At 71.8% G+C, this 25,842-nt stretch carries 30 protein-coding genes and 1 pseudogene; 8 read left to right on the forward strand and 23 right to left on the reverse strand.

Annotated features, from left to right (window positions below):
- Positions 1–16: 16 nt before the first annotated feature.
- Both P3T41_RS28450 and P3T41_RS28455 read right to left on the reverse strand, forming a co-directional pair.
- Positions 17–907, reverse strand: a complete 891-nt coding sequence (locus tag P3T41_RS28450; protein ID WP_280693403.1) for a universal stress protein — start codon at positions 905–907, stop codon at positions 17–19.
- A gap of 52 nt (positions 908–959) precedes the next feature.
- On the reverse strand, positions 960–1,349 hold the full coding sequence (locus tag P3T41_RS28455; protein ID WP_280693404.1) for a DUF302 domain-containing protein: 390 nt from the start codon (positions 1,347–1,349) through the stop codon (positions 960–962).
- 161 nt (positions 1,350–1,510) lie between these two features.
- Between P3T41_RS28455 and P3T41_RS28460 the strand changes: the two genes are divergently transcribed.
- Entirely contained in the window at positions 1,511–2,209 is a 699-nt protein-coding gene (locus P3T41_RS28460) for a CBS domain-containing protein (RefSeq protein ID WP_280693405.1), read from the forward strand.
- Between the two features lie 37 nt (positions 2,210–2,246).
- Here the strand turns inward: P3T41_RS28460 and P3T41_RS28465 are convergent, their stop codons facing one another.
- Positions 2,247–3,011, reverse strand: a complete 765-nt coding sequence (locus P3T41_RS28465; RefSeq protein WP_280693406.1) for an aquaporin — start codon at positions 3,009–3,011, stop codon at positions 2,247–2,249.
- A gap of 94 nt (positions 3,012–3,105) precedes the next feature.
- Between P3T41_RS28465 and P3T41_RS28470 the strand changes: the two genes are divergently transcribed.
- On the forward strand, positions 3,106–3,798 hold the full coding sequence (locus P3T41_RS28470; RefSeq protein WP_280693407.1) for a response regulator transcription factor: 693 nt from the start codon (positions 3,106–3,108) through the stop codon (positions 3,796–3,798).
- 180 nt (positions 3,799–3,978) lie between these two features.
- Positions 3,979–4,986, forward strand: a complete 1,008-nt coding sequence (locus P3T41_RS28475; protein WP_280693408.1) for a hypothetical protein — start codon at positions 3,979–3,981, stop codon at positions 4,984–4,986.
- 125 nt (positions 4,987–5,111) lie between these two features.
- Here the strand turns inward: P3T41_RS28475 and P3T41_RS28480 are convergent.
- Positions 5,112–5,315 (reverse strand): annotated as a pseudogene (locus P3T41_RS28480) (histidine kinase); the annotation flags it as partial.
- Between the two features lie 144 nt (positions 5,316–5,459).
- Here P3T41_RS28480 and P3T41_RS28485 point away from each other — a divergent pair.
- Positions 5,460–6,116 (forward strand): pyridoxamine 5'-phosphate oxidase family protein, encoded by a 657-nt coding sequence (locus tag P3T41_RS28485; protein ID WP_280693409.1) that lies wholly within the window; start codon positions 5,460–5,462, stop codon positions 6,114–6,116.
- 128 nt (positions 6,117–6,244) lie between these two features.
- Here P3T41_RS28485 and P3T41_RS28490 read toward each other — a convergent pair whose 3' ends face one another.
- From P3T41_RS28490 to P3T41_RS28515, 6 genes are all read right to left on the reverse strand, one after another.
- Positions 6,245–7,207: a pirin family protein gene (locus P3T41_RS28490; protein ID WP_280693410.1), complete on the reverse strand. Its 963-nt coding sequence runs from the start codon at positions 7,205–7,207 to the stop codon at positions 6,245–6,247.
- Positions 7,200–7,643: an OsmC family protein gene (locus P3T41_RS28495; RefSeq protein ID WP_280693411.1), complete on the reverse strand. Its 444-nt coding sequence runs from the start codon at positions 7,641–7,643 to the stop codon at positions 7,200–7,202. The genes P3T41_RS28490 and P3T41_RS28495 overlap by 8 nt, the downstream gene beginning before the upstream one ends.
- Positions 7,640–7,945 carry a GNAT family N-acetyltransferase gene (locus P3T41_RS28500; RefSeq protein WP_280693412.1) on the reverse strand — a complete coding sequence of 102 codons (306 nt, stop codon included), beginning with the start codon at positions 7,943–7,945 and terminating at the stop codon, positions 7,640–7,642. The genes P3T41_RS28495 and P3T41_RS28500 overlap by 4 nt, the downstream gene beginning before the upstream one ends.
- A 91-nt stretch (positions 7,946–8,036) precedes the next feature.
- The gene (locus P3T41_RS28505) at positions 8,037–8,957 is read right to left on the reverse strand and encodes a glyoxalase (RefSeq protein WP_280693413.1); all 921 of its coding nucleotides are present in this window, start codon (positions 8,955–8,957) and stop codon (positions 8,037–8,039) included.
- 57 nt (positions 8,958–9,014) lie between these two features.
- Positions 9,015–9,737, reverse strand: coding sequence for a YoaK family protein (locus tag P3T41_RS28510; protein ID WP_280693414.1), 723 nt, complete (start codon positions 9,735–9,737; stop codon positions 9,015–9,017).
- 87 nt (positions 9,738–9,824) lie between these two features.
- The gene (locus P3T41_RS28515; protein WP_280693415.1) at positions 9,825–11,714 is read right to left on the reverse strand and encodes an amidohydrolase; all 1,890 of its coding nucleotides are present in this window, start codon (positions 11,712–11,714) and stop codon (positions 9,825–9,827) included.
- A 313-nt stretch (positions 11,715–12,027) separates the two neighbouring features.
- Here P3T41_RS28515 and P3T41_RS28520 point away from each other — a divergent pair, with 313 nt between their 5' ends.
- Positions 12,028–12,690, forward strand: a complete 663-nt coding sequence (locus P3T41_RS28520; protein ID WP_280693416.1) for a hydrolase — start codon at positions 12,028–12,030, stop codon at positions 12,688–12,690.
- A 35-nt stretch (positions 12,691–12,725) separates the two neighbouring features.
- A complete protein-coding gene (locus P3T41_RS28525) occupies positions 12,726–13,208 on the forward strand; it encodes a DoxX family membrane protein (RefSeq protein WP_280693417.1) in 483 nt (160 codons plus the stop codon).
- 81 nt (positions 13,209–13,289) lie between these two features.
- On the opposite strand, the gene P3T41_RS28530 is transcribed toward P3T41_RS28525, so the two are convergent.
- A complete protein-coding gene (locus P3T41_RS28530) occupies positions 13,290–13,721 on the reverse strand; it encodes a MarR family transcriptional regulator (protein ID WP_280693418.1) in 432 nt (143 codons plus the stop codon).
- A gap of 88 nt (positions 13,722–13,809) precedes the next feature.
- Here P3T41_RS28530 and P3T41_RS28535 point away from each other — a divergent pair, with 88 nt between their 5' ends.
- Complete coding sequence (locus P3T41_RS28535; protein WP_280693419.1) at positions 13,810–14,541, forward strand: hypothetical protein; 732 nt, start codon at positions 13,810–13,812, stop codon at positions 14,539–14,541.
- Between the two features lie 156 nt (positions 14,542–14,697).
- Here P3T41_RS28535 and P3T41_RS28540 read toward each other — a convergent pair whose 3' ends face one another.
- From P3T41_RS28540 to P3T41_RS28560, 5 genes are all read right to left on the reverse strand, one after another.
- A complete protein-coding gene (locus tag P3T41_RS28540) occupies positions 14,698–15,216 on the reverse strand; it encodes an ATP-binding protein (RefSeq protein WP_348533703.1) in 519 nt (172 codons plus the stop codon).
- Positions 15,217–15,586: 370 nt separating this feature from the next.
- The gene (locus P3T41_RS28545; protein WP_280693421.1) at positions 15,587–16,816 is read right to left on the reverse strand and encodes a helix-turn-helix transcriptional regulator; all 1,230 of its coding nucleotides are present in this window, start codon (positions 16,814–16,816) and stop codon (positions 15,587–15,589) included.
- A 281-nt stretch (positions 16,817–17,097) separates the two neighbouring features.
- The gene (locus tag P3T41_RS28550; protein ID WP_280693422.1) at positions 17,098–17,730 is read right to left on the reverse strand and encodes a glyoxalase; all 633 of its coding nucleotides are present in this window, start codon (positions 17,728–17,730) and stop codon (positions 17,098–17,100) included.
- A 5-nt stretch (positions 17,731–17,735) separates the two neighbouring features.
- The gene (locus P3T41_RS28555) at positions 17,736–18,200 is read right to left on the reverse strand and encodes a helix-turn-helix transcriptional regulator (protein WP_280693423.1); all 465 of its coding nucleotides are present in this window, start codon (positions 18,198–18,200) and stop codon (positions 17,736–17,738) included.
- Between the two features lie 32 nt (positions 18,201–18,232).
- A complete protein-coding gene (locus P3T41_RS28560) occupies positions 18,233–18,643 on the reverse strand; it encodes a VOC family protein (RefSeq protein ID WP_280693424.1) in 411 nt (136 codons plus the stop codon).
- A 135-nt stretch (positions 18,644–18,778) separates the two neighbouring features.
- Here P3T41_RS28560 and P3T41_RS28565 point away from each other — a divergent pair, with 135 nt between their 5' ends.
- Positions 18,779–19,306, forward strand: a complete 528-nt coding sequence (locus tag P3T41_RS28565) for a hypothetical protein (protein WP_280693425.1) — start codon at positions 18,779–18,781, stop codon at positions 19,304–19,306.
- A gap of 24 nt (positions 19,307–19,330) precedes the next feature.
- On the opposite strand, the gene P3T41_RS28570 is transcribed toward P3T41_RS28565, so the two are convergent.
- The 7 genes from P3T41_RS28570 to P3T41_RS28600 form a co-directional block, all read right to left on the reverse strand.
- Positions 19,331–20,134, reverse strand: a complete 804-nt coding sequence (locus P3T41_RS28570; protein WP_280693426.1) for an ABC transporter permease — start codon at positions 20,132–20,134, stop codon at positions 19,331–19,333.
- Between the two features lie 7 nt (positions 20,135–20,141).
- On the reverse strand, positions 20,142–21,062 hold the full coding sequence (locus tag P3T41_RS28575; RefSeq protein WP_280693427.1) for an ABC transporter permease: 921 nt from the start codon (positions 21,060–21,062) through the stop codon (positions 20,142–20,144).
- Entirely contained in the window at positions 21,062–22,264 is a 1,203-nt protein-coding gene (locus P3T41_RS28580) for an ABC transporter substrate-binding protein (RefSeq protein WP_280693428.1), read from the reverse strand. The genes P3T41_RS28575 and P3T41_RS28580 overlap by 1 nt, the downstream gene beginning before the upstream one ends.
- Before the next feature lie 17 nt (positions 22,265–22,281).
- Positions 22,282–23,337 (reverse strand): ABC transporter ATP-binding protein, encoded by a 1,056-nt coding sequence (locus P3T41_RS28585; protein WP_280693429.1) that lies wholly within the window; start codon positions 23,335–23,337, stop codon positions 22,282–22,284.
- A 122-nt stretch (positions 23,338–23,459) separates the two neighbouring features.
- Positions 23,460–24,887: a rifampin monooxygenase gene (gene rox / locus P3T41_RS28590; protein ID WP_280693475.1), complete on the reverse strand. Its 1,428-nt coding sequence runs from the start codon at positions 24,885–24,887 to the stop codon at positions 23,460–23,462.
- Between the two features lie 316 nt (positions 24,888–25,203).
- Complete coding sequence (locus P3T41_RS28595) at positions 25,204–25,548, reverse strand: DUF1036 domain-containing protein (RefSeq protein ID WP_280693430.1); 345 nt, start codon at positions 25,546–25,548, stop codon at positions 25,204–25,206.
- 12 nt (positions 25,549–25,560) lie between these two features.
- The gene (locus tag P3T41_RS28600) at positions 25,561–25,836 is read right to left on the reverse strand and encodes a hypothetical protein (protein WP_280693431.1); all 276 of its coding nucleotides are present in this window, start codon (positions 25,834–25,836) and stop codon (positions 25,561–25,563) included.
- Positions 25,837–25,842 lie beyond the last annotated feature (6 nt).

Here is a 25,842-nt window from a genome sequence, read left to right on the forward strand (position 1 = left end):
GCTGACCGAGCGTGGGTCAGCTGAACGGGACGACCGCGACCGGGCATCGCACGTGGTGGATCACCGCGTGGGCCACCGGCCCCAGGTGCGCCCCCAGCGGACTGCTGCGGTGGCGGGCGCCGATGACCAGCAGCCCCGCGTGCGCGGCGGCCTCCACCAGGGCGATGCCGGCGTGGCCGCGGAGCAGTTCGGTCGCCGCCGGCAGGTCGGGGTAGCGCTCACGCCAGGGGGCGAGCGCCGCGTCCAGGCGGCGCCGTTCGTCGGCCTCCAACTCCTCGTCCATGCTCGCGATCGCGCCGAACGTCAGGTACTCGCTGCCGGGCGGCGGTTCCCAGACGCGCACTGCGGTCAGCGGGACCCGGTGCAGCGAGGCGGCCTCGAAGGCGAAGGCGAGCGCCTTCTCGTAGGGGTGCTCCAGGTCCAGCCCCACGGTGACGCCCGGCTCCCCGGTGGCGGCCGGCGGTGGTTCGTCGGCTTGGCGACCAGGGGCGGCCGCCGCGGGTTCGGCCCGGACCAGGACGACCGGGCAGTTGGCCCGGCCTAGCACCTGCTGGCTCACCGAGCCGACGACGAAACCGCGCAGCGTGCCGAGCCCGCGAGAGCCGAGCACCAGCATCGTGGCCCGGTCGGCCGCTGCCTCCAGTACGGCCACCGGGTCGTCCGGAACGTACGCCGCCCGCACGTCGAGTTCGGGGAAGCGGGCGCGGATGGCGTCCGCCTGATCAGCCAGCCGCTGGCGCCCCCAGCGCTCGGCCTGCCCGGTGCCCAGGGGCCTGCTCGGCGACCCGGGCCAGGCCTGGATGAGCTCCAGCGGCAACCCGCGCCGCCGTGCTTCGCGCGCGGCCCAGTCGGTGGCGGCCGTGCTCTCGGTCGACACGTCGAATCCGGCGATGATCAGTCTGCTCACGGTGATCCTCCGGTCTCACTCCGGCCTCGGGGCGCAGGTCCTCCCGGCTTCCTCACTCGTGCAGGGCGTCCAGCGCCGAACGCAGCCGGGCGGCGGCCTCGTCGGCCACGGGTGTCAGCTCCGCCTGGCCGCTGACCTGGACCATCACCTGCGGGTCCATGGCCTCCACCACCGTTCCGCCGTCGGCGGAGCGCACCACGACGTTGCACGGCAGGAGCAGGCCGATCCGGCGGTCGACGCCGAGGGCACGGTGAGCGAGCGGGGGGTTGCAGGCGCCGAGGATCAGGTAGTCCTCCATCGCCTCGCCGAGCTTGGCCCGCAGCGTCGCCCGCACGTCGATCTCGGTCAGGACGCCGAACCCCTCTGCGGCGAGCGCGGCGCGCACGCGCTCGACCGCGTCATTGAACGAGACGTCGAGCCAGACGCTGATTCCGTAGTCCATGATCGTCTCCGATGCTGGGGAGCGCCCTTCCATCGTGAGCCCGCGCTCCCCTGATGTCATGGCCGGGCCGGCCCCGGTGCGGGGGCCGAACGGCCCTGGGGAGTGCGGCCGGGCGGGCGCACAGTGGTGGTGGGAAACCAGAGCTGTGAGGAGTGAGGACCATGCAGCACCGCAGTGTCCACGAGGTGATGACCCGGGAGGTCGTCACGGCGCGGCCCGACACACCGTTCAAGGAGGTCGCGGCGCTGTTCCACCGCAACGACGTCACCGCCATCCCGGTCGTCGACGACCAGGGCCGTCCGATCGGCGTGGTCTCCGAGGCCGACCTGATCCGCAAGGAGGCGGTGCTGCCCGATCCCGAGGGCCGCGATCCGGGCCGCTGGCTGGACGCGCACGACCGGGCTCGCGCCGAGGCGGAGACGGCCGGTGGCCTGATGACCAGCCCGGCCGTCACCGCCCGCGCCGGCTGGACCATCGCCGAGGCGGCCCGGGCGATGGACAAGCACAAGGTCAAGCGCTTGCCGGTGGTGGACGAGGTGGGCCGGCTGGTCGGCATCGTCAGCCGCAGCGACCTGCTGCAGGTGTTCCTGCGGCACGACTCGGCGATCCGTGAGGAGATCAACCACGACGTGCTCGGCCAGACGCTGTGGCTGGCCCCCGGTGACGTGCGCGTAGCCGTGCACGACGGGGTGGTCACGCTGACCGGTCGCCTCCCGCGAAAGAGCCTGATCCCGATCGCGGAGCAGCTGTGCCGGGCGGTGGACGGCGTGGTGGCGGTCCACCAGACCCTGGACTGGAGCGAGGACGACATGCAGCTCCAAGTGGAGCATCCGCATGCCTTCGGCACCGGGCAGCGCTGACCGAGCACACGGTGTGAGGCACCCACCCGGCATCGGATCATGTGGTCCCACCACCAGGTGTATGTGTGCTGCCCGTGCCCTGGCCGCCGTCCAGGTCGGTGCCTTGCGCGGCCTGGGTGGCCGCCGGGCTGGGCGGGCCGCGCAGCAGCCAGGCCAGTGGCACCGCGAGGCCGGCGCCGATCAGTGGCCCGAGCAGGTAGATCCACAGCGGGCCGCCGTGCCCGCCGAGCAGCACCGGGGCCAGGCTCCGCGCCGGGTTCATCGACGCCCCCGAGGCGGGTCCGGCCCACAGCCCGGCCAGCGCGATGTAGCCGCCGATCGCGATGGCCGAGTTGTGGCCGATGTTCCGCGCTCCGGTGGAGGTGCCGAGGATGACGGTCATCAGGCCGAGCGACAGCAGCACTTCCAGGCCGAAGGCCGCGCCCGCACCGACGCCGGGCCCCGGCCGGCTGGCCCCCAACTGGCCCACGGTGCCGAACAGGGCCCGCAGCACCGCTGCCGCCGTGACGGCCCCGAGCAGCTGCGCGCCGAGGTAGGCCGGTACCCGCCGCCACGGGAAGTGGCCGCGCGCGGCGAACGCCAGCGTCACCGCCGGATTGAGGTGGGCACCGGAGGTCACGCCGAGGGTGTAGATGAGGGCGAGGACCATCAAGCCAGGTGCGATGGCCTGGGCCGCCGGTGTGACCCGGCCGCCGGTGACGGCATCGACGACGCCCGCGCCGGCGGCGACCAGGACCAGGAAGAAGGTACCCACTCCCTCGGCGACCAGCCGCCGCGTGCGCGTCTGCCGGTCTACGGCCATCTCGTCCACCTCCGTCCTCCACCATGCGCGCACGGTGGCCCGAAGGCGCGCAGAATCGAGGCAGAGATCAGCCGTCCGGTCCAGGAGAGCAGCGATGGCCACCGAATCCCCCGAGCCCGAGCAACCCCTGCGCGTCTTCCTCCTCGACGACCACGAGGTGGTCCGGCGGGGAGTGCGCGACCTGCTGGAGGCCGAGCCGGACATCGACGTGGTCGGCGAGGCCGGCACGTGTGCCCAGGCGCTGGCCCGGATCCCCGCGCTGCGGCCGCGGGTGGCGGTGCTCGACGTGCGGCTGCCCGACGGGGACGGGGTGACCGTCTGTCGCGAGCTGCGGGACCGGCTGCCCGAGCTGGCCTGCCTGATGCTCACCTCGTTCGATGACGACGACGCCCTGCTGGACGCGATCATGGCCGGTGCGGCCGGGTACGTGCTCAAACAGGTCAAGGGCGAGGACCTGGTGGCCGCCGTGCGCACGGTCGCCTCCGGTCAGTCGATGCTGGACCCCGCCACCACCCGCAAGCTGATGGAGAGCCTGCGCCACCACGAGGAGAGCGACACCGAGGCGGCACTGGGCCAACTGACCCCGCGCGAGCGCGAGATCCTCGTCCTGGTCGGTGAGGGCAAGACCAACCGGCAGATCGGCCAGGAGCTGTACCTGGCGGAGAAGACGGTCAAGAACCACGTTTCGCGCCTGCTCGCCAAGCTGGGCGTTGAACGCCGGCTCCAGGCGGCCGTGCTCGCCGCGCACGTCGAGACCGAACAGGGGCACTCCGCCCGGCACCACTGAGCCCGTCCGGCCCGCTCGACGGAGCCGATCGGCCCATGCGCGGGCGGTCGCCGTCGGTGCACCGTGGGAGGTGAGAGCCCAGAACCGACAGCCCACCGGCACAGCGGCGAGGAGCGTCGGACCGTCCCAGCTCCGCGCTGCGGCTCGCCGCGGGCTGACGCGTCAGTCAGGGAGTGCACCATGTTCACCATCACCCTCGACGCCGCCGCACTGGAGAAGCTGATCTCGGCCGCGGTCGCGGCGCCGTCGCTGCACAACAGCCAGCCCTGGCGCTTCCGGCTGTGCCCCGAGACTTCCACCCTGGAGGTGCGCGCCGCCCGCGAGCGCGCGGTGCCGGCCACCGACCCGCAGGGCCGGGCCCTGCACATCTCGGTGGGCGCCGCCGTGCTCAACCTGCGCACCGCCGCCCGCCACCTGGGCTGGGCACCCGAGGTGCGGCTGCTGCCGGACCCGGGCGAGCCGGACCTGCTGGCCACCGTCGAACTCGACCAGCCCTCCCAGGTCCACCTCGCCCCCACCAGCGCGCTCTACGACGCGATCTGGCACCGGCACACGATCCGCACACCGTTCAGCGGAGCCCCGATACCGGCCACCGTCCTCGACCAACTGGCCGAGGCCGCCCGCATCGAGGAAGCGCTGCTCGTCTTCCCCGACCACGCGGAGCGTGAACGGCTGCTGAGCCTGACCGCCGAGGCCGAACGCCGCAGCACCACCGACCCCGAGCGCCGCGCCGAGAGCCGCGCCTGGATCCAGGGGCCCGACGCCGCGCCGTACGGCATCCCGTCCGCCGCCCTCGGACCGCAGGACGCCACCGGCCACCTCCCGATGCGGGACTTCTCCGCCATCCGCCCCGCCGAACACCTGCCGCCCGCCGAGTTCGAGGCCGAGCCCTGCCTGGCCGTCCTGGCCACCGAGCACGACCGTCCCGTGGACTGGTTGCGCGCCGGGCTGGCCCTGGAGCACGTGCTGCTGATGGCGACCGTCCACGACGTGCGGGCCTCGCTGCTCCACCAGGCCCTGGAATGGCCCTCGCTTCGCTGGGAGGCGCGGGATCCCGAACTCCGGCCGGGCTTCGTGCAGATGGTGCTGCGGCTCGGATACGGCCGAGAGGGGACGGCGACCCCGCGACTGGCGGTCTCCGACGTGGTGGACGCCGCAGAGCCAGCCGAGGAGTCAGTCGGCCGGTAGCGGCACCCGCCAGCTCAGCTCCGTCGCGCCCTCCGGCCGGGCCTGCGCCCGGAACCTGCCTCCGTGGGCGGCGGCCCGCTCGACGAGGTTGGCCAGCCCGCTGCGCCGGCCGTCCGCCGGCAGTCCGCGCTCTGCAGGGTCATGCCGGTGGCGAACAGGCGCTGGACGGCCAGGTCGTGCAGGTCCCGGGCGATCCGGTCGCGCTCCTCGAGCAGGGTGACCTGCTCGGAGTCGCGGCGCCGCTCGGCCAGCTGCATCGCGACCGCCGCCTGCCCGGCGAAGCCCGCCAGCGGCGCCGACTCGTCCTCGTCGAAGAGCGGCTTGCCAGCTGGGTCCACGCCCAGGCGCGCCTTCGGGGGGCGGCGTTCCGAGGGCCGTCAGACCTCGCATCGGGACCGTTCGGCCCATGCGCTCCGGGCGCCTCGGGCGGACGCTGGAGTGAACCGCACCTGCGTTGCCGAGGAGGAGCCGCCGTGACCACGCATCCCGCCACCGAGGTGGCGCGCCGGATCGCCGAACGGTCCGCCCAGCTCGGCCTGAGCGAGGACCAACTGGCCAAGCAAGCAGGCATGGCCCCGCGGTACCTGCGGCAACTGCTCGACGCCGGCACCGATTTCGACCCGAACGGCCTACTCCGCGTCGCCGCCGCCCTGCACCTCACCTACCAGGAGCTGCTCGAAGGCCGCCGCGACCCGGCCCCGGGCCACAGCGGAGCGCCCTCGCGTCCGGTCCTGCTCCGCCTCACCATCCCCGAGTGCTGGGACAAGCTCGGCACGCATGGCGTGGGCCGGATCGTCCTACCAGCAGTGCCCAGCCCGCTGGTCTTCCCCGTCAACTACGCGGTGGACGCTGAAACCGTGCTCTACCGCACCAACCCGTCGGGAGGCGCCGCCGCTGAGGCGGGTACCGCGGTGTCCTTCCAGGTCGACCGCGTCGACGACCACCTGAGCCGGGGTTGGAGCGTCCTGATCGTGGGTACCGCCCGCCACGTCACCGACCCCGACACGGTCCGGCGGCTGGCCGGGCTCCCGGGCACCGAGCCGTGGGCCGGCGGAGACCGTCCACTGTGGATCCGAGTCGAGCCCGACCAGATCACCGGCCGCAGCGTAGGCACGGGGCTGCTGCGGTGAGCATCGGCGTGAAATCGTGACCAGTTGGGTGGGATCGGTGAGGAGACCCCGGAGCGGTGGATCGCAGACCTCCCGGACCCCGATCCACCGCGACTCGGCGCACCGCCTCATGACCACGTAGTCCCAGGTCAGCGCACCCTTCCCCGTGGCTTCAGGGGTAGTTGGGGCAGCTCGGGAGCGGCCAGCGGGTCGCCGTCGTAGCCGCGTACCTGGCCGAACCGGGACCCTGTCATCCAGTCCTCGCGGGCCTGGGTGATCTCCTGCGACGAGCGGCCGATGAAGTTCCACCACATGACGAGCTTCTCGTCGAAGGGCTCGCCGCCGAGCAGCAGCAGGGAGCCGTCTGCCAGTGCGCGCAGGGGCAACTCGCGCCGGCCGCTGCCGAGGTAGAGCATCGAGCCGGGGTCCAGGCGGACGCCGTCCACCTCGGTGAGGCCGGACATGGTGAGCACGGCGTACTCGAAGTCGGGCTCCAGCGGGAGGCTGGCCTCTGCATCCTGACGGAGCGTCAGGTCGACGCCGGCCAGCGGGGTGTACGTGGTGCCCGGGGAGGTGGTGCCGTCGAGCGAGCCGAGGATCACGGTGCCGTGCAGGCCGGGTGCGGTGATCTCGGGGAGTTGGGCGTGGTGTTCGAAGGTGGGGGTGGTGTGGCGGTGGGTGTCGGGGAGGGCGACCCAGAGTTGGGCGCCGTGCAGGAGGCGGGCGTGCGGGCGCGGGGATTCCTCGGAGTGCGAGATGGCGCGGCCGGCGGTCATCAGGCCCAGTTCGCGTGGTCGCACGGTCTGCAGGTTGCCGAGGCTGTCGCGGTGCAGGACTTCGCCCTGGTGCAGCCAACTGACCGTTTGCAGGCCGATGTGCGGGTGCGGCGGGACCTGCATGCCGGGCTCGTCGGCGATGTCGTCGGGGCCGTAGTGGTCGACGAAGCACCATCCGCCGACCATCCGCCGCCCCAGGTTGGGCAGCAGGCGGCGCACGACGGTGCTGCCGCCCAGCGCGGTCTCGCGGGGTGCGAGCAGTTCCCGGACGGGGCCGGCCGGCACGTCCTCGCGTCCGCCGCGCAGGGTGGGGGAGGCCTGGTCGAGTTCACTCATGGTGGGCCGGTTCCTCCATGATCGGCGTGCCGCCGGACACCGCCCGGCTGACCGGGGTCCGCTCGGCGATCTCCAACAGCCGGGCGCGCTGCGCCTCGTCCAGCTCGCCGACCAGGTCGATGCGCCGGGTGATCCGCGCCGTGTGGTCCGGGCCCTTCTCGTAGCCGAGGTGCACCCGGACGGTCTCCAGCGGCCACTGCTTGCGCTGCGCGTACATCCGCAGCGTGATCGCGGTGCAGGAGCCGAGCGCCGACAGCAGCAGCCCGGTCGGCGTGGTGGCGGTGTCGGCGCCGCCGAGCGAGGCGGGCTCGTCGGCGGCCAGGCGGTGGTGCCCCGAGCGGATGTCCACCCGGTGGTCCTCGCCCGTGCTGGTGACCAGGGCGGCGGCGGACCGGACGAACTCCTCGGCGGCAGCGGCGGCGGCGGTGGTGCTCACAGGCCGAAGCGGGTGCGCTGGGCCGGGGGGACCAGGTCGACGTAGTCGGGGTGCTTGGTCAGCCAGGCGCGGATGAAGGGGCAGTACGGGAGAACGTCCGCGCCCTGCTCCCGGGCGGAGTCGAGGGCGGCGCGGGCCAGCACACCGCCGAGGCCGCGACCCCCGAACGCGGGGTCGATCTCGGTGTGGATGAAGGCGAGTTCGTTCTCGTGCCGGAAGTACTCGGCGAAGCCGGCGAGTTCACCGTCGTCCGTGATCTCGAAGCGCGAGCGGTCGGGGTTGTCCGTCACGGTGGTCGTCATCGTTCCACGCCTCCTGCTGTGGGGCGGCGCGCCGGGGGCCCGGGCGCCGCATTTAATTTATCATTCAACAAGATGGTGATCAAGCACGCGGTTACGACCGCGAGCCGCCGTCGTGGATCTCGGCGATGTAGCCGCCGGGGAACTGCACCATCGCGCTGTCGCGCTGCGGGGAGGCGTACGGGCCCCAGAGCACGGTCGCGCCGGCGGCCCGGGCCTTGGTCAGGGTGGTGGCGAGGTCGTTCACGGCGTAGCCGGTGCTCTCGCGTCCGAAGGGGTAGGGCAGGTGCCCGTCGGTGACCGCGACGGAGGTGTCGCCGAACGGTGAGCTGATCCGGATCCGCCGGTAGCTGGTGCCGGGCAGGCCGAGTTCGGCGCCCGGTGCCTGCCGGTCGTCGGAGACCACCCGGCCACCGGTGAAGGCCAGGTAGGCGTGCAGGAAGGAGCGGGCGGCGCTGCTCGGCAGGTACAGCCGGTTCTCCGGCACGGAGGCCAGCGCCGGGTACGAGGGTGCCTTGGTGTGCCAGTACAGCTGCGCGTCGATGCCGCCGGGGAACTGCACGACCGCGTCGCGGCCGATCGGGTCGGCGAACGGCGTGACGACCGTGTTCGCCCCGTCCGACTCGGCCTTGTGCACGCCGCGGTCCAGGTCCGTGACGAGCCAGCCGGTGCGCTCGGCGCCGAACGGGTAGGGGGCCGGCGTCTGGTAGTCGAAGACGGAGAGCGTGCCGACCGGGGAGAGGATGAGTTCGGACTTGGTCAGGCTGGGGGTCGGGGTGACGTCGACGGTGGCCTGCGGGGTGTTGGTGCCGCCGAAGGTCGACTCCCAGCTGCCGACGAAGGAGTCCATCGTGCCGGGCGTCACGTAGACGTGTGCCGTGTCGTACTGGGGGCCGACGGCGAGGGAGGGACGTGCCGAGTCGGGGGCCGCAGGGACCGACGGCGCGGTGGCGAAGGCCAGGGCGGTGACGGCGGTGACCGTCGTCAGCAGTCGCAGGGGCAGGCGCATGGTCATCTGAAGTGTCCTTCCGGGGGAGGGAGTTGACGGAGAGAGTGCGGGAGGGCGAACGCCTCAGTCGCGTTCGCGGTAGCCGATCGCGATCGCGGCGACCAGGAGAGTGCTGGTGAGCAGCGCCCACGCGAGGTGCCCGTGGATGACGAGCGCGGCTCCGGGCGCGGCGCCCGCGAGCATCGCCAGGACCGCGTAGAGGCGCCGGCCCAGGCGGGGGTTGGTGCCGCCGGCGAGCGAGGAGTCCGCGGCGAGGCCGGTCAGGGTGAGGGTGAGCACCGTCGTGGTCAGGTCCGGCACGCCCAGCTTGCGGACCGTGCCGTTGCGCAGGCCCATGGCCACGGCCAGCAGCGCGATCAGCGCCTCCTGCTGCGTCCGCCCGCTCGCGGTGAACGCGATGACGGTCGCCGCGGCCTGCAGCGCCGTCTCGGCCAGCAGCGCGGTGCGCAGCCAGCGCGACCGGCGGCCCTCGCGGTGCCGCAGGGCCAGCCGGCCGGCCAGCACCGAGCCCAGCAGGAAGGCCGCGAGCGAGGTCAGCGAGCCGGCGAGCGAGAAGCCGGGCGTGCCGACGAGGGCGAAGGCGACCACGACGACGTTCCCGGTCATGTTCGCGGTGAAGACGTGGCCGAGCCCCAGGTAGCTGACCGCGTCGATCAGGCCGCTCACCACGGTCAGCGCGAACAGGGCCAGGGCCAGCGGGTGGCGGTCGCGGATCTGTCCGGCGGCCACGGGTGCGGCGGCTGCGGGTGCGGCGGCCACGGTGCTCTCGGGCTGAGGTGGCGTCATCAAGGCGTCCTTTCAGGGCGGCCCGGCACCGCGCGCCGCCGGGCGGCGCGCGGTGGAGAGGGTGGAGACGGCGGAGACGGAAGGCGGTCAGAAGAAGCAGGGGTCGTCGAAAGTCGGTCCGCCGTGGCCGGGGACGAACTGCCCGCGGGCCTGGCGCCAGTCGCGCTGCTCGTCGGAGGCGGCGGCCGCCTCGACCACCAGCTCGGCCTGGCGGACGCCGGTCAGGCTGGGTGCGGGGGTGGCCTGGTAGCCGCCGAAGCGCGCCACCGGGCTCCACAGCGGGACCACGGCGGGCAACTCGGGGGCGAGGCCCTCGTGTTCCTGGGCGCTGTGCACGATGCGGCCGCCGACCACGGTGAGGACGGACTCGATGTGCGGGATGTCGGCCTCGTCCACCGTCAGGTAGTCGGCGCTGAGCACCGCCAGGTCGGCGTAACTTCCCACCCGCAGGCGGCCCTTGAGCTCCTGCTCGCCGGTGAGCCGGGCGCCGCCCAGGGTGTAGAGCTCCAGGGCCTCCTCGCGGCTGAGCCGGTTGCCGGACGGGTACAGCGTGCGTCCGCTGACGGCCCGCCCGGAGACCAGCCAGTGCAGTGCCACCCACGGGTTGTAGGAGGAGACCCGGGTGGCGTCGGTGCCCCCGCTGAGCGCCAGTCCGCGCTCCAGCATCGCCCGCACCGGCGGCGCGGTGGCCGCCGCGGCGGCGCCGTAGCGGTTCACGAAGGCCTCGCCCTGGAAGGACATCCGGTTCTGCACCGAGATGCCGCCGCCGAGTGCGGCGATCCGGTCCAGGCTCGCGGGGGAGACGGTCTCGGCGTGGTCGAAGAGCCAGCGGTTCCCGCCCGGGAAGAGGCCCTCGGCGGCGAGCTTCTCGAAGACGGCCAGGTGGCGGCGGATCGTCTCGTCGTAGCTGGCGTGCAGCCGAAAGCCCCAGCCGTTCTCCATCAGCAGCCGCACGGCCTGCTCGAACCCGGGTTCGTACGGGCCGAGTTCGGGCCGTGGCTCGGTGAAGTTCTCGAAGTCGGCGGCCGCCCAGGTGAGGTTCTCGCCGGCGCCGTTGAGGCGCAGCCACTCGTCCCCGTCGCCCGGCCGGACGGTGGCCACCCAGCGCGCCAGGTCGTCGAGTTCCTGTCCGGCGGTCTGCGGGAAGAGGTGGTAGGCGATCCGCAGGGTCAACTCGCCTGCCTGCGCGAGCTGCATGACGGTGCCGTAGTTCTCCGGGAAGCTCTGGAAGCCGCCGGCCGCGTCGATCGCCGAGGTGAGGCCGAAGCGGTTGAGCTCGCGCAGGAAGTGCCGGGTGGAGGCGGCCTTGTCGGCCTCGTCCAGGGTCGGCGCCTTGGCGAGCGTGGAGTAGAGCAGCAGGGCGCCGGGGGCGGCCAGCAGCATGCCGGTCGGCTGCCCGTCGTGGCCGCGCACGATCTGCCCGCCCCGCGGGTCCGGGGTGTCGCGGTCGAACCCGGCGGCCCGCAGCGCCGCCTTGTTGAGCAGCGCCGACTGGTACAGGTGCAGCACGAAGACGGGGGTGTCGGGGGCGGCGGCGTTCAGCTCGGCCAAGGTGGGCAGCCGGCGCTCGGCGAACTGATCCGCGGACCAGCCGCCGACCACCCGTACCCACTGGCCCGGCGGGGTGCGCTCGGCCTGGATGCGGAGCATGGCCAGCGCCTGACGCAGCGTCGGCACGCCGTCCCAGCGCAGCTCCAGCACGTAGTTGAGACCGCCTCGGATCACGTGCAGGTGGGCGTCGTTCAGGCCGGGGACGGCGCGTCGGCCGAGTGCGTCGACGACCCGGGTCCGCGGGCCGATCTGCGGTATGACGTCCGCGTCGTCGCCGACGGCGGTGATCAGGCCCGCGCGGATCGCCACCGCGCTCGCCGCCGGGCGCGACGGGTCGCCGGTGTACACCTTGGCGTTGCGCACCACCAGGTCGGCGGCGTGGTCGGGATGGCCGGCGTGGAGCCCGGCAACGGGCATGGTCGACATGGGGTCTCGCTCTCAGGAGGCCGGGCGGCGTCATTCGGAGCCAATCTAGGGAGGCCTCGAGCCGCGACTTTCCTCTGCACGCACCGGCTCTGTCCTGCGCGAGCAGGGACACCTGGACGTGGTGGAGCGCGGTGCCGTGCAGTGTGGGAACAGCCCTGGGCGCGGCGGGAGAAGAGATGTTCGGACGCCACTGGCTAGCGTCGTGGCTGTGCCGGAGCGCCTGCGGCACCGCTCGGGTTCCGAGCCTTCCACGCCTTGCGACGTCCGCGCAGACGTCCCCGTGACACCTCATCAGCCGAAAGAGAGAACCGCCATGGTCGACTTCGACTTCGTGCACGCCGCCCCCAGCTCGGACCTGCTGACGCCGGACAACTCGATGATGCTGTTCGTCGACCACCAGCCGCAGATGTTCTTCGGCACCGGCAGCGGCGACCGCACGGCGATCATCAACGCCACCGTCGGCCTGGCCAAGTCCGCCCGGGTCTTCGACGTCCCGGTGGTGCTGTCCACGGTGGCCGCCGAGTCCTTCTCCGGCCCGATCCTGCCGCAGCTGAAGGCGGTCTTCCCCGACCACGAGGTGGTCGACCGGACGTCGATGAACGCCTGGGAGGACGCGGCGCTGGTCGAGGCGGTCAAGGCCACCGGGCGCAGCAAGATCATCCTTTCCGGCCTGTGGACCGAGGTGTGCCTGGTGCTGCCGGCCCTCTCGGCGCTGGACCAGGGCTACGAGGTGTACGTGGTCTCGGACGCCTCCGGCGGCGTCAGTCCGCTGGCCCACGAGCACGCCCTGCACCGGATGACGGCGGCCGGTGCGGTGCCGGTGACCTGGATCCAGGTGCTGCTGGAGCTGCAGCGCGACTGGGCCCGCACCGGGACCTACCTGCCGGTCATGGACGTGATCAAGGAGCACGCCGGCGCCTACGGCCTGGGCGTGGTCTACGCGCAGACCATGATCAACGAGCACGCGGCCGGCTGACCGGCAACCGGGCATCAGGAAAAGGGAGTTCGTCAGTGAACACAGGTCTCCTGCTGCTCCGGCTGGTCGCCGGACTGCTGGTCGCGGGGCACGGAGTCCAGAAGGTCAGCTTCCACCTGGGCGGTCGGGGGTTGGCCGGCGGTACCGAGGAGTTCCGCGGTGACGGATTTCGCGGCGGGGTGTTCACCGCGCTCACCGCGGGAGGCACCCAGGTCGGGGCGGGGCTGCTGCTCGCGGCGGGCCTGCTCACGCCGCTGGCCGCCGCCGGCACGATGGGTGTGATGACGGTGGCGATGACCGTCAAGTGGCCGCACGGGATCTGGGTGCAGAACGACGGGTTCGAGTACCCGCTGGTGCTGATCACGATCGGCGCGGTGCTGTCCGCCACCGGCCCCGGCCGCTGGTCGCTCGACGCGCCGCTCGGGCTGCTGGCCTGGCCCGCCTGGTGGCTACCGGTGGCCGTAGTCGCCGGCGTGGGCGGCGGCCTCGCCACCCGCCTGGTCCTGCACCGGCGTTGAACCCGCGCTGTCGGCACCTGCGGATCCACCGTTGAACCCACGCTGTCGGCACGGGCGGATCCGCACCCGTGCCGGCGGCGCTCAGGCTTCTGCGATGTTGCCCTGGAGCTTGCCGAGCACCTCTTCGAAGACGGCGGTCTCCTGCTCGGACAGGCCGCGGCGCAGCCGCTGGTCGAAGGCCAGCGCGGCGCCGCGCATCGAGTCGAACGCGGACTCGCCCTTCTCGGTCAGCTCCACCTGGTGGATGCGGCGGTTGGCGGGGTCGCGCCGGCGCGTGACGAGTCCGTCGGCCTCCATCGCGTTCAGGTGGTGGGTGAGCGTCGCGCCGCGGATGCCCACCGCGTCGGCCAGTTCGCGCTGGTTGCCGAGCTGGTGCGTCTTCAGCGAGATCAGGATCAGCCAGGTCGGCATCGACCCGCCGACCTCGGCCAGTGCGTCGTCGAAAGCGCGGCCGACGTTCCTGGCGGTGCGGGCGAGGTGCAGGCCGAGCGGGGTGTGGGCGGGTCGTGGCATGGCTCGATGGTAGCACAATCAATAGATGTCGAAGCGTTTGACGTAGAAGCGTTAGAGGCCTAACGTTGCCGCTGAAGGAGGCAACGTCATGGAACTGCGAATCGTCAACCCGCGGCGCGAGTACGCGCCGCCCTCGTTCCTCGAACCCCCGCCCACCGGGTACCTCCACCTCGCCGCCGCCGTAGAGCCGGCGCGCGGGCGGACCCCGTTCCCCGGGGGCGGCACGCGCAAGGCGGCGCTGCTGAACCGGCTGAAGGTGCTGACAGCGGAGCTGGAGCAGCTGGACACGGTGCGAAAGGCCACCGTCTTCCGAGCCGTCCTGCTCCCACCGGCGCCGGCGGCCGCCGCGCACCCGGCGCGCTTCGACGTGGTGGTGCTCGTGGAGGCGGCCTCGACGGACGTTCTCGACGAGATCCGGTCGTCGGAGCCCTACCAGCGGATGGTCGCCGAGGTCACCGAGGTCGCGAGCGACACCCACGAGATGGCGGCGAAGTGCCTGCGCTACCTGGGCGATGTCGACAAGAGCCGCCAGGGGCTGTTCCTGTTCAACTACTTCGCGGCCGAGGACGCCGAGGTCGCCACCCGGCTGTGGGAGCACCTCGCCGGCTGGTACGTCACGGAGACCGGCCTGGACAACTCCACGCTGCTCGCACCCATCGGCCCGGCCGACTACGTGTTCGTCAACCACGCGCGCTGGGACACTGGCCTGCTGGGGTTCGCGGCCAAGCAGTTCAGCAAGAGCTCGTTCCGCAGCTACGTCCTGGCGAACCTGCGCGCCAACGACACGACGGCGATGCCGATCCTCTATCGGAAGGTCTGATCATGTCCGGGACCGACACGTTCGCCGGCAAGGTCGCCCTGGTGACCGGGGCCAGTCGATGGAGCGGCCCGCACCCTGACGTGCGGCTGCTACCGGGTCGGCCTGTGGCAGGCCTGTCCAGGCGCCGGAGGCTCGTGCGCATCGCTCCCCGGGCCGTCAGCCCGAGAGGCGGTCGAGGACCTGGGCTTTCGCGGCGTCCACCAGGACGGCCAAGCGCCGGTCGCCGGTCACCACTTGGTCGGACGCGACCTCGAACCACACCACCTTGCCCGCACCCGCCGGGGCCCAGCCCCACGAGTGCGCCAGTCCGGCGACCAGCAGCAGCCCCCGGCCACCGGTGACCATGTCCTGCGTGGTCGCCGGATCGGGCAGGTGCAGGCTGGTGTCCGCCACCTCCACCCGCAATCGCAGGCCCGTCCAGCGAACGGTCACCATGCACCGGGCCTTCGTGTGCTCCACGGCGTTGGCCAACAACTCGCCCGCGCACAACTCCACATCCCGCAACGCGTCGTCCGACAACGGGACCTTCCAGAACCGGGCGATGTCGACGATCAAGCGCCGGGCCGGCGGAACAGCAGCCGCGTCAGGCTCAACACCCCACTCGTACGGGACTGGGAACGACGCCGTATTCAACGGGCTCATCAGCGCGCCCCCGTCTCTGGTTGGGGGCTGCATTCGAAGGCGGTCGCGGAGGGTGGGGCGTCCCGGGCAGAGGAGGCGTTCAGCAGCTCACTCCGCCGGCGCTGCTGGCCTGCGGTACGCCGTGGCCGCCGGCCATCGGTCGGGTGGAGGGTGGAGCCGTCACGTGGGGCCGTCCACTCCGCTCCACCGCCCGGGGGTCGAAGGTGGTAGGAGTAGACACCCTCGCCGGGGACATCGACCACAACGCCAATGCGCTCAACGAGCGAGTCCCGTGCCAGGTCTCCCAACCGGGGCGTCCAGCTCGATGCGGGGCCGTTCGCGTCTGCGGGTTTGATACGTCGTCCGCTCATGGAACAGACAGTAGGCGGCCGACTACAGCTGAATATGAATCAGCGGAATACAGCTATCCGTCCAGGTGGAAGCGGTCCGACATGCGCCGCAGTTTCTCCCGGGTGCTGCTTCGCTCGGCGTACACGATCTTGCGCAGGGTGGCCCGTGCTATCGGGTGGTTCCGGACGAGTTGGGGGGCGATGCGCTCGGCTTCCTCCAGTTCGGCGAGTGCCTTGTCCCGGTTGCCGTCCCACAGCCAAGCGCGGGCCAGGTCCATCCGGTGGTGACCACGTCGGGAGTTGGGGAGCGTGGCGACCTGCGCGGGGTCTGCGCGCTCGTGCAGCATCAGGGCCTTGGAGTGGTCTCCCATCTCCAACTGGACTGAGACGGAGTGGATTTGAACGTTCCCGGAGGAGAAGGTCAGCGAGTGCCGATCGAACACGGGAACATCCGTGGCCGCCAACCTGGCTGCTGCTGCCCGTGCATGGGAAATCCGGTCTTCGGTCTCCCCGGGGCTGCCGGCGCGAGCGGCCGAAACGGCTGCGCGAAGTTGCAGGGTCCCCCAGGCCCGGACGGCGAGGGGTTGGCCGGCCTCATACTCCGCGTCGATCGACCTGAGTGCCTTGTTCGAGAGCGCCAGGGAATCCTCCCAGTCGGCGGTGGCCCACATGTCCCAGACCCGCATCCAGTCGGCCACGGCCGGCAGCACCGTGTCCCCAGATCGACCGGCGGCCCATGCCGCACGCTCGCAGGCCATGGCGATCAGCTCGGGGTGGCCGAGGGTGTGCGCTGCCGTGTGGGCGAACTTGCAGCAGACCGCGTAGATTCCGAACGCCTCTTCCCGTTCGTGGCCCGTGGCGGTCTCCGCCAGAGCGCGGGCCTCGCGCAGGAGGTCAGGCAGCACACGCAGAATCGCGACGTTCGCGGCCGCGTCGCGGAGCCGGTGAAGCCGCGCGGTCTCTTGCCACAGAGTCGCAGAGGGACGAGGGACGCCGTCGAACACGGGCACCAGGTCGTAGCGGCGCAACTCCCGGAGGATCGATGCCGCAGCCACCTGCCACTGGTTCTCGGATGCCTTCCCCGCGACGAAGGGTCGTTCGATCAGGTCGTTCGGGTGGCAGTGCAACGCCGCCGCAACCTCGTTGATGACGGCGGCGCGATCAAGCTCGATCAGCCCACGCTCGACCTTCGACACCCATCCCTGCGTCCTGCCCACCGCCGCCGCGAAGTCGGCTTGCGGCATGCCCAGTCGGAGTCGTTGACGTCGGATGCGCTTCCCGATCGACTCGCGTTCCTCAAGCACCGTGGCCCTCCCCACCGGTCCGCAATGACGCCGTCCGTACCTGACGGCTCGGCCTCCTGAGCGACAGTACCCGGAGCACGTGCCGCCGAGTGCTGGACCGACGACGATCCCCCGATCGAGACCCGGGCCTGCGGCCGCAGCGCCGTAGCAGCACGGCCGCGCGCCCGGGTCGCTCGGTGCGCATTGGCAGGGCGGCGAGGTTCTCGGCGAGCCACGCCGTTGTGGGGCTCGACTGGGGGAGGGCGGCTCGGCGGCCAGGGCAGGCAGGCAGCAGTAACGCCTCAGGGCGTGAGCGCCGACGGTGCCGCTGCGGCCTCCCAGGTGAAGCCGTCCGGGTCGGTGAACGGCCCGGTGGTGCTGTTGATCGCGAGGCGGTGCGAGCCGGTGCCCTCGGGAGAGACGCCGGCGTCCTTGGCGAGGGCGCGGCGCCGGTACAGCCCCAGCTTGACGGGGCTCGATCCGGCGGCGAACTCGACGTACATCCGGCCGAAGCTCTTCGCCACGGTGAGGCCCCGGTCGACGTAGAACCGCTTGCTCGCGGCCACGTCCGCGACGCCCAGCAGGAGCACGAGATCGTCGAACTGCCGGGTGGCCGGGCCGGTGTCCTTCTTCGCCGAGGTCGCGACCTTCCAGATCGCCCCGTCCGGGGCCTGGACGGTGCCGCCGTAGCCCCAGAGCGACTTCGCGGCGGGCTTCAACACCGTGGCTCCGGCGTCGAGCGCGGCGTCGATGAAGCCGTTGACGGTGGCCGGCTGGGAGACCGTGAGCGAGAGGGTGAACCCGCGGAAGCCGGTCGTCGGTTCCTGCGAGGAGCGCAGGCGCAGCTGGGTGTCCAGGCCGAAGGCGGTGGTGTAGAAGTGGTCGGCGGCCGTGGGGTTGGCCACGTCGAGGATGATGGATTCGATGGTTGCCATGGCCCTCACGCTAGTTGCGGCTCGGTGACCGGTGCTTCTTGATTCCTGACCGGTCTGGTCACCTGTTTCGCCACGCACGCCGGCATCCCAGCCGTCGTGCGCGCCGCGTCGCTGCGGTAGACGCTGGGCGGCACGCCGACCAGTTCAGTGAAGCGGGTGCTGAAGGTGCCCAGCGAGGAGCAACCGACCGCGAAGCAGACCTCGGTGACGCTGAGGTCGCCGCGACGCAGCAGCGCCGCCGCGCGCTCGATGCGCCGCGTCATCAGGTACGCGTACGGCGATTCGCCGTAGGCGAGCCGGAACTGGCGGCTGAGGTGCCCGGCCGACATGTGTGCGCCGCGGGCGAGTGCCTCGACGTCCAGCGGCTGCGCGTACTCCCGGTCGATCCGGTCGCGGACGCGGCGCAGCCGTGCGAGGTCGTGCAGGTGCTGCGCCGCGATGCGTGCGGGGCCCCACGAGGGGTGGCACATGTGTGGACTCCTCACCTCGCCGGCCGGACGGGTCAGCGGAGCTCCTGGATGCGGACCAGGTTGCCCGCGGGATCGCGGAAGGCGCAGTCGCGGACGCCGTACGGCTGCTCGGTCGGCTCCTGGACGACCTCGGTGTCGCCGGCCTGGACCTTCTCGAAGGTGCCGTCGAGGTCCCGGGTGGCCAGCAGGATCCAGCCGTAGGTGCCCTTGGCCATCATCTCGGCGATGGTGCGGCGCTCGTCCTCGGTGATCCCGGGGTCGGCGGCCGGCGGCGCCAGCAGGATGGAGGTGTCGGGCTGGCCGGCGGGGCCGACCGTGATCCAGCGCATCTTGCCCTGTCCGACGTCGCTGCGGACCTCGAAGCCGAGGACGTCGCGGTAGAAGGCCAGGGACGCGTCCGGGTCGTCGTGCGGGAGGGCGCTCATGTGAATGGTGATGTCCATGGCGGTCATGCTAGGTGCGGCTCCGTGACCCGCGCTTCTCGATTCCTGATCGGTTCGGCCACCCCGGTTCCTTGACACGCGTCGTCGTTGTCAAGGAACCTTGACACACGTTTTCGGCGGCGGAAGAGGTGCGGTATGCGCTGGGTTGATGAGACCGGTCGTCACGAGGGGTATCTGGCAGCGGTGCTGGCGGACGGGAGCGAACCGGGACCGGTGGCGGACGGACGCACGACCTGGTGGCTCTACAACGGGGCGGACGGCCCGCGCGCGGTGGGGGTCCGGGGAGCCTGCGAGTGCGGCTGGCGCGGCGCCGAGACGCATCCGATCGACTTCGGGGATGACGAGGCGACCGAGGGCGTGGAGCAGCGCACCGGCCCGTACGCGGACTGGGAGTACCACGTCGACCAGGCCGAGGGGATGGTGCCGCGCGATGTGGAGCAGTTGCTCGCCGCGCTGGAGAAGCGGATCGGGCAGCTGTCGGAGCGTCAGTCGGTCACCGCGCTGCGGGTGGTGGCCCGTGTCGAGAAGGCGGTCCCGGGCTACGGCATCGGCGCCGTCCGGGCCGCCCGCGCGAACCTCGTGTCCTGGGAGGCGATCGGCAAGGCGCTCGGCTGCAGCCGGCAGGCCGCTCACGAACGGTTCGCCCGCCACCTCAGTGACTGACCCCCGGGGGGCAGCGGACAGGCCCTAGCGCAGCGGCTCGCCGGAGAGGCGTTGGGCCAGGTAGACCGGCAGCACCGCCAGGACGATCAGCACCGCGGCCACGACGTCCACCACCGGGCCCTGGTTGGGGCGGGCCAGGTTGTCGAAGATCCACAGCGGCAGCGTCTGGGTGCCGGGGCCCGCGGTGAAGGTGGTCACCACGATCTCGTCGAAGGAGAGCGCGAAGGCCAGCAGCGCGCCGGCGAGCAGCGCGCTGCGCACGGCCGGGAGCGTGACGTACCAGAAGGTCTGGAACGTGTGCGCCCCCAGGTCCGCCGACGCCTCCTCGGCCGACGGCGCTATCCGTCGCAGCCGCGCCGCGACGTTGTTGAAGACCACCACGATGCAGAAGGTGGCGTGTCCGACCACGACGGTGAACAGGCCGAAGCCCACCCCGAGCGGAGTCAGCACGGTGCGGAACGCGGCGTTGAGCGCGATGCCGGTGACGATGCCGGGCAGGGCGATCGGCAGGATCAGCAGGAAGGAGACCGACTGTCGGCCGTAGAACCGGTAGCGGGTCGCGGCGAAGGCCGCCATGGTGCCGAGCACCAGCGCCACCGCGGTCGCGCCGAGCCCGGCCTTCAGCGAGGTGGCCAGCGCCGCGCGCAGCCCGGTCTCCTGCCAGGCCGCCGCCCACCAGCGGGTGCTGAAACCGGACGGCGGCCAGGCGAAGGAGCGCGAGGCGTTGAAGGAGTTCACCAGGACCAGCAGCAGCGGGGCGTAGATCACGGCGAGCCCCAGTGCCGTCGCCAGGCGGAGCAGGATCCGGGCGGTGCGGGAGAGTTGCATCAGGCCCTCACAAGCTGTCCAGCGCACCGGTGCGGCGCACGGCGAGCAGGTAGCCGATGATCAGCAGCACCGGCACGCAGGACACCGCCGCCGCCAGGGGCAGGTTGAGCGTCACGTTGGACGCGATGACGTTGCCGAGCATGGACGTGGTGCCGCCGACGATCTGCACCGCCAGGTAGTCGCCGAGGCTGAGTGAGAAGGTGAAGATCGACCCGGCGATGAGCGCCGGCCTGACCATCGGCAGCACCACGGTGCGCAGGGTCCGCCAGGGTCCGGCACCGAGGTCGGCCGCGGCGGCGAGCAGGCTGTCGGGCAGCTGCTCGAACGCGGTGCAGAGCGGCAGCACCATGTAGGGCAGCCACAGGTACCCGAGCACCATGACCACCGCCGGCACCCCGAAACCGGGGGAGTGCCCGCCGAAGGGGGCGGTGACCCAGTCCAGGACGCCGCCGTGACTGAGCATCACCCACCACGCGTAGGCCTTCACCAGGTAGCCGGCCCACAGCGGCGTCAGCACCGCCACCAGCAGCAGGCGCCGGCTGCCGGGTCTGGCCACCCGGCCGATGTAGAAGGCCATCGGAAGCGCGATCACCGCGTCGATCACCGTCACCGACGCCGCGATGCCCAGCGTGCGCAGCGCGACCGTCCGGTACTGCGGATCGGTCAGCAGCGAGCGGAAGTTGTCGGCGGTCCAGCGGTACTCGATGTTGGAGGTGAACTCGTTGGTGGTCCAGAAGGCCGACAGCAGCAGCACCGTCAGCGACCCCAGGTACGCCAGCACCAGCCAGGTCATCGGCGCGGCCAGCAGCGCCGCCAACCGCAGGCCGGGGCGCCGGTGCAGCGCCCCGGCCAGCCTGCGCACCGGCGTACGGGCCGGCAGCCGGTCCGGTGTACGGTCCGGCGCACGGGTCGCGGCGGGGGCGGTCATCAGCTCTTGATCCCGTTCCAGGCGGTGACCCACTGGGCGTACGTGGTGCAGTCGTTGCGACCGCCGCCGTCGGCGCACTGCGCGGTGGGCGTGGTCCAGTAGTAGACGTTCTTCCACCAACTCTCGTCGGTGGCGTGGTAGTCGGTGCAGAAGTTCGGGTTGTCGGTGATCTGCGCGCAGGCCTTGGAATTGGCCGGGGCCTCGCCGAAGTACTCGGCGACCTGGGCGTTGACCGACGGCGAGACGATGTAGTTCATCCACTGGTACGCGCAGTCGGGGTGCTGGGCGTGCGCCGAGATCATCCAGGTGTCGGACCAGCCGGTGGAGCCCTCGCTGGGCAGGATCGCCTGGGTCCTCACCTTGCCGTCGGCGGCGACCGCCTGGTGGATCACCTCCCAGGTGGTGCCGATCAGGTCGTCGCCGGAGTCGAACGCGGCCTGCTCCTTGGTGTAGTCGCTCCAGTAGGAGCCGATCTGCTTCTTCTGGACCTTGAGCAGGGCCACCGCGGCGTCCAGCTGCGAGGTGGTGAGGGCGTAGGGGTTCTTGATGCCGAGCTCGGGCTTGGTCTTCATCAGGTAGAGCGCGGCGTCGGCGATGTAGATCGGGCTGTCGTACGCGGTGAGGTGCCCGGCGTAGGGGGAGTCGGCGGCGAAGACCGAGCCCCAGGAGGTCGGGGCGGGGGCGACCTTGTCGGTGTTGTACATCAGCAGGTTGGCGCCGCGCCCGTGCGGGATCCCGTAGGCCACGCCGTTGACCGAGTTCCACGGCTGGTTCTTGAGACCGGGGTAGATGTCGGCGTAGTTGGGCACCAGTGCGGTGTTGACGGGCGCGACGTCGCCCCCGGCGATCAGCCGCAGCGTCGCGTCGCCGGAGGCCGAGACGGTGTCGTACTGGCCCGTCTTCATCAGCGCGACCATCTCGTCGGAGGTGCCCGCCACCTTGAGGTTCACCTTGCAGCCGGTCTGCTTGGTGAACGGGGTGACCCAGTCGACGGTCTTGCTGTCCTGCCCGGACTCGACGTAGCCGGCCCAGGCGACGATGTTGACGGTGCCCTCGCCCGGGCCGAGGGACTTCTGCGCGGGGATGTTCGGCGCGGCGAACCCCGTACTCGCACTGTTGCCACCGGCGTTCGAGCCGCACGCGGCGGCCAGCAGCAGGGCGGCGGCGGCCGCCAGGGTGCGGAGCGGGTGACGGATGCTCATGAACGTCCTCACGGTGATCAGGGGTTGATGCGGACGGTGTGCTGTCGCTGCCAGGCCAGCAGGACGGCCGACCCCCGGTGCCGGGCGGCGTCGGCGCCGGACTCCTCGAAATTCTGCCGGACGGCGACCAGTTGGCCGCCCGCTTCCAGGTCCACCAGGAAGCGGGTCTGCGCGCCCGCGTAGACGACCTCGCCGATCGTCCCGGTGACGGCGTGCTCGTCGGGCCCGGTCGGGTCGTCGGGGTGGGCGACGCGGATCTTCTCGGGACGCACCGAGTACGTCCCGGACTCGCCGAACACCTGTACGGCACAGGGGCCTTGGAGCAGGTTGGAGGTGCCGACGAAGCCCGCCACGAACGCGGTGGCCGGCCGCTCGTACACCTCGGCCGGCGTGCCGACCTGCTCGATCCGCCCGGCGTTGAAGACCGCGATCCGGTCGCTCATGGTGAGCGCCTCGTCCTGGTCGTGGGTGACGAGGACGAAGGTGATGCCGGCCTCGCGCTGGATCTGCTTGAGTTCCAGCTGCATCTCCTGACGGAGCTTCAGGTCGAGGGCGCCGAGCGGCTCGTCGAGCAGCAGCACGGACGGGCGGTTGACCAGGGCGCGGGCCAGCGCGACGCGTTGGCGCTGTCCGCCGGACAGTTCGGCGGGGCGCCGGTCGCCGAAGGAGTGCAGCCGAACGGTCGCCAGCGCCTCGGCGGCCCGCTCGGCCCGCTCCGCCCGGGGCACCCGCTTCACCTTCAGGCCGTACTCGATGTTCTGACGCACCGACAGATGCGGAAAGAGGGCGTAGTCCTGGAACACCGTGTTGACGTCGCGGTCGAATGCCGCCAGACGGGTGACATCGATCCCACCGAGCAGGACCCGCCCGGCACTCGGCGCCTCGAAGCCCGCGATCATGCGCAGCACGGTGGTCTTGCCCGAGCCGGAGGGGCCGAGCATCGAGAAGAACTCGCCCGGCCTGACCTCCAGATCGATGCCGTCCACGGCGCGTACCGCGCCGAACGCCTTGCTGACCCCGGACAGCGCGACCGCGCCGGGGGTGGGTGGGCGGGGGGATGGGCTGCGCGTCATACCGCACCTCGGTCTCGCGGTCTCTGCTGCTGGATCCTCGACTTGAGCAGAAGCCTACGAACCTGGAGGACGGCTCGGCTATCCCTTGGTCGTGCTCGGTACTTGTCGCCGGGCCGGCGCGCTCAGCTCGCGGCAGCGCCGAACCACCTCGGCAGCCGGCTGAGCAGCTCCTGCTGATCCTCACCGACCCACGCCACGTGGCCGTCCGGCCGCAGCAGCACCGCCGGCACGTCCAGTTCCTCGCTGACGTCGACGACGTGGTCGACCCGATCCGCCCAACCCGCCACCGACAGCCGCCCTGTCTGGTCGAGCAGCAGCCCGCGGCCACCGTGCATCAGCCCGTAGAGGCGCCCCTGCTTCAGCCCCACGTCCCGCAGTCGCCGGCCGAGCAGTTCGTGGCCCTCGCCGAAGTCGTAGCGGACGCCGATCGCCGTGATCTTCTCGGTCAGGTACCGGTTCACGTCGTCGAAGGCCATCAGCTCCGACAGCAGCCGGCGCACGGCCTGAGCCCCCGGATCGAGCGCCATCAGCTGCATCTGCGCGCGGGTGTTGTCCAGCACGTCGGCCGCCACGGGGTGCCGTTCGGTGTGGTAGCTGTCCAGCAGGCCCTCCGGTGCCCAGCCGTTGACGGCGGCGGCCAGCTTCCAGCCGAGGTTGAACGCGTCCTGCACGCCGAGGTTGAGCCCCTGCCCGCCGGCCGGCGGGTGGATGTGCGCCGCGTCGCCGGCCAGCAGCACCCGGCCGGTCCGGTAGCGCTCGGCCAGCCGGGTGCCGTCGCCGAAGCGGGAGAGCCAGCGCGGTGAGTGCACGCCGAAGTCGGTGCCGGCGACCAGCCGCAGCTGCTGCTTGAACTCCTCGAGGGTCGGCGGGACCGTGCGGTCCTCGGCCACCCCTTCGGCGGGCACGACGACGCGGTACACCCCGTCCGCGAGGGGCATGGCGCCGAACCGCAGCTGGGTCTTGCGGACTTCGGCCATCACGGCGGCCAGCGTCTGCGGCGGCGCGGTCAGTTCCATCTCGCCCAGCAGCGTCTCGACCCTGCTGGGTTCGCCGGGGAAGCCGACGCCGAGCAGCTTGCGCACCGTGCTGCGGCCGCCGTCGCAGCCGACCAGGTAGCGCGAGCGCAGCTGAGTACCATCGGTCAACTCGACGGTCACCCCGTCCTCGTCCTGGCTCAGCCGGACCAGCTCGTAGCCCCGCCGGATCTCGGCGCCGACCTCGGTGGCGTGCTCGGCCAGCAGGCGATCGATGGTCGGCTGCGGGATGCCGAGGACGTACGGGTGCGCGGTGTCCAGCCGCTCCGGGGACGGCTTGGCGATGCCGGCGAAGAAACCGCCGACCGGATGCTGCTTGCCGAGTGCGAGGAAGCGCTCCAGCAGACCGCGCTGGTCCATCACCTCGATGCTGCGCGCGTGCAGGCCGAGCGCGCGGACCACCTTGGTCGGCTCCGCCTCCTTCTCCAACACGAGCGCCCGCACGCCGTGCAGCCGCAACTCGGCGGCCAGCATCAGGCCGGTCGGTCCACCGCCGACCACGATCACGTCGATCATCACAATCCCCATTTTCGGCAGGTTTCGGCAACGTTCGGCAACGCTGAATTCCTGGCAGCCGGTTCCGCGGATTCCGGCTTCGGTCGACGATTCTGCGGCACGACCGGGGCCTTGCCGCAAGCCCCCCGGTGCGATATACATTGAGAGTGGTGGGGAGTGGGTACTCGCCTTTCAGACATCGCGGGAACGCCGCAGCGGCCGGGGGGCCCCCCCCCCCCGGGGGGGCCCCCCCCCGGGGGGGGGGGCCCCCCCCCGGGGGGGGGCCCCCCCCCCCGCCGCTGTCGTGCTCGGAGTTGCTGCGTTCGGAGTTGCCGCGTCAGAGAATCAGGCGCAGGGTCCAGTCGGCTGCGCCGTTGACGTCCAACTCGCGCATGCCGATGTTGATCGAGGGGTCGCTGGCGGTGTCCGGGCACCAGTCGAAGACCGACTCGGGCACATTCTCGGGGTACGGCCCTGACCATTGCGTGTTGTCCACGGCGAATGCGTACCAGTACCAGTACCGGTTGACGGCGGCGAGATTCCCGCCGTAGGCGACCGCGGAGGCGCCGGGTGCGATGACCCACCAGCCGGTCCTGCGCCAGGGCCTCGGCTGACAGTTCTGGTCGAGCCGCTCGATCATGACGTTGATGGTCTGGGAATAGCCGTTCTCGAAACGCAGCATCTGCCCCGCCCCTCAGGTCCCGGATCCGGTCGGCTGCCGCCGGACAGCCGGGCCGGTGCCCGTCTGCTCCGCCGCCGTCGGTTCCTCGACGACGGCGATGGTGCCGGAGCGTTCTTCGCGGACGGATCCTTGAACGGAGCCGACCTCCTGGGGCGTGAAGACTGCGGAAGTCTGCGCCGCCGCAGCCGTCAGCTGCTGCAGATCGACGCCTGAGGTGGGAGCGACTGGAATGTCGGGAGATTCGTTGGCCATGGGGAAAGCCCCTTCCATGCCGATCGGGCGCCGCACGCGAGT

The sequence above is a fragment of the Kitasatospora sp. GAS204B genome (genome assembly GCF_029892155.1).
Lineage (GTDB): Bacteria > Actinomycetota > Actinomycetes > Streptomycetales > Streptomycetaceae > Kitasatospora.